We start from the raw sequence: 6,382 nt of genomic DNA, 5'->3' as shown, positions 1-6,382 counted from the left end.
TTATTACTATCCTATTTCTCATCTATCAATCGATAGCATACCCGTGTTCGAAGGTTATGGCGTCTATCTAAAATAAAGGTAAAGCGCATTTTCTGCACCGAAATATGAGCCGACCGTTCACGCTTGTCAGAAGCTATTGGAGAGAGCCCAAAGGCAGCTCATCAGGGGTATGCGGCATGGAAAAGAGCGGCGGCGCTTCTATTCCGAAGGCAGTCCCCAAAAAGAAGCGGGAGACGGCAATCCGTCTACAGCTTTTCATCTTTTCAGCATTTTACCGTTCCGTCGGGGTTGAACAGAGGCAGGGGCGCCAGATACCGGATGTCGCTCCGTACCTGTGCGTCTCCCTCGGCAAACACCGCGATGCGGCCCGCTGTGGTCCCTCCCGCCAACTCCACCAGTGCCTCCATGGCGTGCATGGAGCCGCCCGTGGAAATCACGTCGTCCATCAGCAACACCCGCTTTCCACGGATGAGGTCCGCGTCGTCCCGGCCCAGATACAGCCGTTGGGACCCTGCGGTGGTGATGGACCGGTCTTCCACATAAATGGGGTCGGGCATATAGGCCTTGAGACCCTTCCGGGCAATAAAATAGCGCTTCGCGCCGGACTGGCGGGCCATTTCGTGAATCAGAGGAATGCTTTTGGCTTCCGCCGTAAGCATATAGTCATAGTCGGCCTGAGGCACCAGCTTCAAAAGCTCCCGGGCGCAGGCAACGGTAATCTCCGCGTCGCCAAAGCAGATGAACGCACCGATGTATAAATCGTCCGTCACCTTGCAGATGGGCAGCTCTCGCTCCAGTCCCGCGATATTTGTTTTATATGTTTGCCGCATAGTAAAACTCCTCCAACAACACAGTCGAATTTCCGATTTTCCCCGGGTCCCAAACATATTTATTATATAGGCCTATCTTAAAAAGTCAATGTAAAGTCCCAATTTTCCACAAAAAGACGTCTATCTTGCATTTCTTTGTTAAACTGCACAAAAACCTGCATGAATTTTTTCCGTCATATGGAACGAAAATGACCCATATGAAGAAAAGGATGCTTGCTTCCATACATGGAAAGTGCTAGAATAATTAAAGCGCAAACATGATAATTTCAGTTGTTTTATGCAAAAATCGCCGTTAAAAAATGAAGGAGGAAGTTTTTGATGAATGCATATCTTGCCAGCGTACTGGAAAATGTAAAGGCCAAGCACGGCAACGAGCCCGAGTTCGTCCAGACCGTGGAGGAGGTCTTCTCTTCTCTGGAGCCCGTCATTGAGAAGCACCCCGAATACGAGAAGGTCGACCTGCTTACCCGCATGGTGGAGCCGGAGCGTATGTTCACCTTCCGCGTGACTTGGGAAGACGATCAGGGCAATTGGCATACCAACCGTGGCTGGCGTTGCCAGTTCAACGGCGCCATCGGCCCCTACAAGGGCGGCCTGCGCTTCCAGAAGAATGTGTACGAGGGCATCATCAAGTTTCTGGGCTTTGAGCAGACCTTTAAGAACAGCCTGACCGGCCTGCCCATCGGCGGCGCCAAGGGCGGTTCCGACTTCGATCCCGCTGGCAAGTCCGACGCCGAAGTGCTGCGTTTCTGCCAGAGTTTCATGACCGCGCTGTATCGCTACATCGGGCCCGACATTGACATTCCCGCCGGCGACATGGGCGTGGGCGCCCGCGAAATCGGCTATCTGTACGGCCAGTACCGCCGCCTGAAGGGCGTGTGGGAGAACGGCGTCATCACCGGCAAGGGCCTCAGCTTCGGCGGCAGCCTGATCCGTCCCGAGGCCACTGGCTTTGGCGCAGTGTACTATCTGTGCGAGGTTCTCAAGCACGAGAACGACTCCATCGAGGGCAAGCGCATCGCCGTCTCCGGCTACGGCAACGTGGCTTGGGGTATCATGAAGAAGGCTGCCGAGCTTGGCGCCAAGGTTACTTACATGGCTGGCCCCGACGGCTATGTCCATGATGCCGACGGTATCAACACCGACGAGAAGCTGAACTTCATCCTTGACATGCGCGCCAAGGACCCCATGCACTGCAAGCCCTACGCCGAGAAGTTCGGCTGCGAATTTGTGGAAGACACCAAGCACTGGGGCCACAAGGACGTGGATATCCTTATGCCCGCCGCTATGCAGAACGACGTCAATCTGGAGTGGGCCAAGAAGATTGCCGCGTCCGGCGTGAAGTATTACATCGAAGTCGCCAACATGCCCACCACCAACGACGCTCTGGAATATCTGCGCGGCCAGAAGCACATGGTCGTTGCTCCCTCCAAGGCTGTTAACGCCGGCGGCGTGGGCGTCTCTGCGCTGGAGATGTCTCAGAACTCCGAGCGTCTGGTCTGGACTGCGGAAGAGGTTGACGCGCAGCTGAAGAAGATGATGGTCACCATTCACAGCATGTCCGCCGAGGCGGCTGAGGAGTATGGTCTGGGCTACGACCTGGTGGCTGGCGCCAACATCGCTGGCTTCAAGAAGGTTGCTGAGGCCATGATGCAGCAGGGCCAGTTCTAAAAAAGCTTTTCTTTATCTCATAAACGCGGCTCGCGGAACCAAATTGTTTCCGCGAGCCTTTTTTTATTTTCTTGCGAGTTTCTCTTTTCCGAAATTCGTCCCTGCTGCACGCTTTCTATTCTGCGTCGGAAAGCCGCAGGACAGTCTCCTTCTCTTCTTTGGCGGAAACGTAAAAAATCCGGTCAGCCCATCAAACGCCGGAAGCAAAAATACGGCGGAGAGCAGATTAAACACCGTGTGCACCACGGCAATTCCCACGGAATTGATGAGGCGATCATGCAGCGGCGCACCAAACAGCAGCCATAGCGGCAGCAGTACTACCGTTCCAAGAATATTGAATTTTAAATGCGCAAACGCAGCCCGCTTGGCGTTTGCGCCGCAGCCCACAGAGGCCAGCAAGACCGTGACGCAGGTGCCGATATTCCCTCCCAGCACCAAAGGCACCCCCATTCCCCAAGTCACCGAGCCTGCAGTTGAAAACGCCTGCAACAGTCCTATGGAGGCGCTGGAGCTTTGGATTATGCCGGTGAAGATCGCCCCCGCTAGAAGCGTTGTCAGAGGATTGACCGCCAACTCCGTCAGTCGGCGGAAGGCCGCTGTCCCCGCGATCGGCGCGGCAGCGGCAGCCATCCGCTCCATTCCAACCAGCAGCAAAAACAGAGCCAGCAGCAGCCCACCCCATACCCTCCGTCTGGGAACCAACAGGTAAATCAAAAGTCCTATACACGCCAAAATTACCGTTAGCTCCGGCGCAGCAGACGTCTCCGTTCGGAAGCATAGCAGCCAAGCGGTGGCAGTGGTGCCCAAATTACTTCCAATCATTACTGGAATAATCTGCTCAAGGGATAAAATTCCCGCATCCGCCAGAGATACGGTCATCACCGTCACGGCGGAGGAGGACTGCACCACTGCCGTGACCAAAAATCCCAGCAGAAACCCCCGCCACCGGCCGTTCGTAGCGCGACGCAGCAGCCGCTCTGCCCGTCCGCCCTCAAGCTCCCGCAGATATTCCCCCAACAGCGTAATTCCAAACAGAAACAGCACCACGCCGCCAAGCATTGTCCAAAGGCTCTGCATAGCTTCCCCCCTTTTCTCCTGAAAAAGAATATGAGCGCAAGCAAAAAAAAGACCGGGCAGAGGCGACTGAAAGTCACCTCTGCCCGGTATGCACTGATTCTGTCAGGAAAAAAACCTAAGGTGCTCAAGCAAAATTCTTGCACCCATCAAAATCAGGAGAATCCCTCCGCTCAGCTCCGCGCGGCGCTTGTACCGCGCCCCGAAGTAATTTCCAACCGCCACGCCCGTCAGAGACAGGAGAAATGTTACAAACCCGATGATGGAAATGGCCGGTACGATGCGCACATTTAAAAACGCGAAGGTCACCCCAACCGCCAGCGCGTCGATGCTGGTAGCAAAGGCCAGCACCGTCAGTTGCTTCAGGTCCACCCTCTCCGTCACAGCACAGGCCGTCTCCTCTTCCTCTTTTCCGCAGCCCTCGCGTATCATGTTTCCACCGATGATGGCAAGCAGGGCAAAGGCTACCCAGTGGTCCACACTCTGAATATACATGGCGAACCGGGACCCCAGCAGCCAGCCCAGAAAAGGCATTACCGCCTGAAATCCTCCAAAAAACAAAGCCACCACAAAGGCGTGGCCCCAACGAAGCTTCCGCATACAGAGCCCCTGACAAATTGCCACGGCAAATGCGTCCATAGACAGGCCAACGCCCACCAGCAGCAGTTCAAAAAGTCCCAAAAGATCCCGCTCCCATCCTTGTAACTCACAAAAGCACGGGAATTTCTCCCCGAATCGCAATGCTGTCGGGCGTTACCGTGCAGTCAAATGCCCGCACAAGAACACCCGCTGCCGCCGCTTCCCGCAGTGCGGCGCCAAAGGCCGGGTGCGTCGCGTCATTAGGCGACACATCCAGCATATCCTCCATTTGCACCACAAAGAACAGCGTGCCCGCAAGCCCCTGCTCCACCGCGCGGCGCAGCTCGTGGATGTGCTTAACACCCCGCTCCGTAGGTGCGTCCGGAAACCGGGCGTGGCCATTTTCCTCCAGCGTCACGCCCTTGACCTCCACCAAATGAGGCCCTTGGCCCGTCTCCAGACAAAAGTCGATGCGGGACGCGCCGTAAGTATATTCCGGCTTTATGCTCTTCACGTCCGGAAGAAAACCGCCTTCCGCCGCCCACTCGCCAAACACGCGGTTGGGGGCCTGCGCATCCATATTCACCAGCAGTCCGCCCTTTTCCACCGCGATCAAATCATAGGCGGTCTTTCTCGCGGGATTCTTCGCCCGCTCCAGATAGACCCTTGCACCTGGGAGAAGTAGCTCCCGGCACCGGCCTGTGTTTTTCACATGGCACACAACCCGGCCTTCCGCCGTGTCCACCAGCGCGATAAAGCGGTTGGGCCGCTCCGCGAAGCGACCGGGAAGCACCGTTCCATATCTCATCGGCTTCCCTCCTCCCGTGCTACGCAAGGCAATGTGCAGTTATCAGTTTAACACAACTCCCCCGGCGACGCAACCAAAAAAGGCCCCCATGTTGAAAATCAACCAACTGTATTCTTCTACTCTGTTCCTCAATCATTGCCTTGCGACAGAAGCGGATTGTACATCATAATTGCATTATTCTCCAACAAAAATAATTCGTCTAAAAATATGCCTTCAATTGTCCACCGTTGGCGATACAACTCGTTGTGGCGGACGTATCCGCCCCACGGGCCGCGATCCATCCGGTGATTGCGCTCTACAATCTCATAGCAGTGCTCCGGAGGCCGCTCTGCCAGCCATTCTCCTTCCAGACTTTGCGCCCCCACCCAGACACGGAGCTGAAAGGTCTGATCCGTGTCGTTGCGAATCATCAAATCCCGGTAAGGATAGGCGCAGGTAGCGCCACTTCCAAAGGGCAGGGTGCGGTTGGAATCCGGAAAAACGTCGTGGGAATGGCGATAGCGTTCGATCACTGTCAGCGGCGTGTGGAGTGTCATCCAGAAAATGAGATTCGTCATCTGGCAGAGTCCACCGCCAACATCATAGCCAATATGCCCCAAAAACAGCACCATCCCATCAAGATAGCCCTTGTGGCGAGTCGGTTTTCCAACAAGACGCCAAAAGCTGAAGGTTTCACGGGGCCGCAGCAGGATTCCGTCCAACCGAGCCGCCGCCAGCTTTAAATTGGTAATTTTATTGTGCTGATAGCGCATTTCTGCACCCTGAAGGTCCCGCAGCAGGGGCGTGGCGTGGGAGAAATAAATGCACGGCAGACAAGCCTCCCGCCGTTCCTTTGCAAAACGGAACCTTCCGGAATGCCAGAGCAAAAAACGTCGCCATGCATACCAGCGCTTTCCAGCCCACAGTCGCAGCCAACTGCGGCGAATGGGCGGACGCAGACTTCGGATCTCCGCTTCATTCATGTTCAGCCTTACCTCCAATTCTCGAAATTCTTTCCCAATCCTGATTCAGTTTTATAATTTCTTTCTAAAAAATTTAACAGCAACCAGATAAAGTATAAAAGTGACAGTCCACAACCAAATCATATTTTAATAAGGCAGTTTTAGCTCAAATCACATGAATTCAGCGGTTTCCTACTCTAAAATACACGTTCTCAAAAAACGAGCATGAATAAATTGATCGGTAATCCTCCAAAGGCCATAGGTGCATCGAATATATCCCACAATATCCCCCATAAGCGCAGCCCGCATTTCTGCGCAGATTGGCTAAACAAACAGCAGAATCCAAAGTACAGCTTCAAGACCCATTGACAAGGCCGACGCTGAAACGCATCCGCAAGGGTAACGCAAACGCCAAAGGAAACCCGAAACGGAAAGATAAAAAGACAGAGCGGACAGTCATTTGACTGTCCGCTCTGTGT

7 protein-coding genes are annotated in these 6,382 nt (G+C 54.5%); 1 reads left to right on the top strand and 6 read right to left on the bottom strand.

The features are described from left to right. Positions 1-263: 263 nt before the first annotated feature. Positions 264-830, bottom strand: coding sequence for a phosphoribosyltransferase family protein (locus tag RTK01_RS15520; RefSeq protein WP_312281846.1), 567 nt, complete (start codon positions 828-830; stop codon positions 264-266). Positions 831-1,148: 318 nt separating this feature from the next. Here RTK01_RS15520 and gdhA point away from each other — a divergent pair, with 318 nt between their 5' ends. Continuing rightward, positions 1,149-2,501 carry an NADP-specific glutamate dehydrogenase gene (gene gdhA, locus RTK01_RS15515; protein ID WP_312281845.1) on the top strand — a complete coding sequence of 451 codons (1,353 nt, stop codon included), beginning with the start codon at positions 1,149-1,151 and terminating at the stop codon, positions 2,499-2,501. Between the two features lie 63 nt (positions 2,502-2,564). Here the strand turns inward: gdhA and RTK01_RS15510 are convergent, their stop codons facing one another. The 5 genes from RTK01_RS15510 to RTK01_RS15490 form a co-directional block, all read right to left on the bottom strand. Next, on the bottom strand, positions 2,565-3,578 hold the full coding sequence (locus RTK01_RS15510; RefSeq protein ID WP_312281844.1) for a Na/Pi symporter: 1,014 nt from the start codon (positions 3,576-3,578) through the stop codon (positions 2,565-2,567). A gap of 102 nt (positions 3,579-3,680) precedes the next feature. Then, on the bottom strand, positions 3,681-4,214 hold the full coding sequence (locus tag RTK01_RS15505; RefSeq protein ID WP_397353047.1) for a manganese efflux pump MntP family protein: 534 nt from the start codon (positions 4,212-4,214) through the stop codon (positions 3,681-3,683). A 67-nt stretch (positions 4,215-4,281) separates the two neighbouring features. Continuing rightward, on the bottom strand, positions 4,282-4,962 hold the full coding sequence (gene sfsA, locus RTK01_RS15500; RefSeq protein WP_312281842.1) for a DNA/RNA nuclease SfsA: 681 nt from the start codon (positions 4,960-4,962) through the stop codon (positions 4,282-4,284). Between the two features lie 128 nt (positions 4,963-5,090). Further along, a complete protein-coding gene (locus RTK01_RS15495) occupies positions 5,091-5,924 on the bottom strand; it encodes a VanW family protein (RefSeq protein WP_312281841.1) in 834 nt (277 codons plus the stop codon). 191 nt (positions 5,925-6,115) lie between these two features. Further along, positions 6,116-6,382: hypothetical protein (locus RTK01_RS15490; RefSeq protein ID WP_312281840.1), on the bottom strand; the 267-nt coding region annotated here is incomplete at its 5' end.

This window comes from Oscillibacter sp. (assembly GCF_031978065.1).
Taxonomy (GTDB): domain Bacteria; phylum Bacillota; class Clostridia; order Oscillospirales; family Oscillospiraceae; genus Oscillibacter.
This window is presented reverse-complemented; position numbering and strand designations above follow the sequence as displayed.

Coding starts and splice junctions, on each gene's coding strand:
- RTK01_RS15520 (WP_312281846.1), bottom strand. CDS start 830: ATGCGGCAAACATATAAAACAAATATCGCGGGACTGGAGCGAGAGCTG.
- gdhA (WP_312281845.1), top strand. CDS start 1,149: ATGAATGCATATCTTGCCAGCGTACTGGAAAATGTAAAGGCCAAGCAC.
- RTK01_RS15510 (WP_312281844.1), bottom strand. CDS start 3,578: ATGCAGAGCCTTTGGACAATGCTTGGCGGCGTGGTGCTGTTTCTGTTT.
- RTK01_RS15505 (WP_397353047.1), bottom strand. CDS start 4,214: ATGGACGCATTTGCCGTGGCAATTTGTCAGGGGCTCTGTATGCGGAAG.
- sfsA (WP_312281842.1), bottom strand. CDS start 4,962: ATGAGATATGGAACGGTGCTTCCCGGTCGCTTCGCGGAGCGGCCCAAC.
- RTK01_RS15495 (WP_312281841.1), bottom strand. CDS start 5,924: ATGAATGAAGCGGAGATCCGAAGTCTGCGTCCGCCCATTCGCCGCAGT.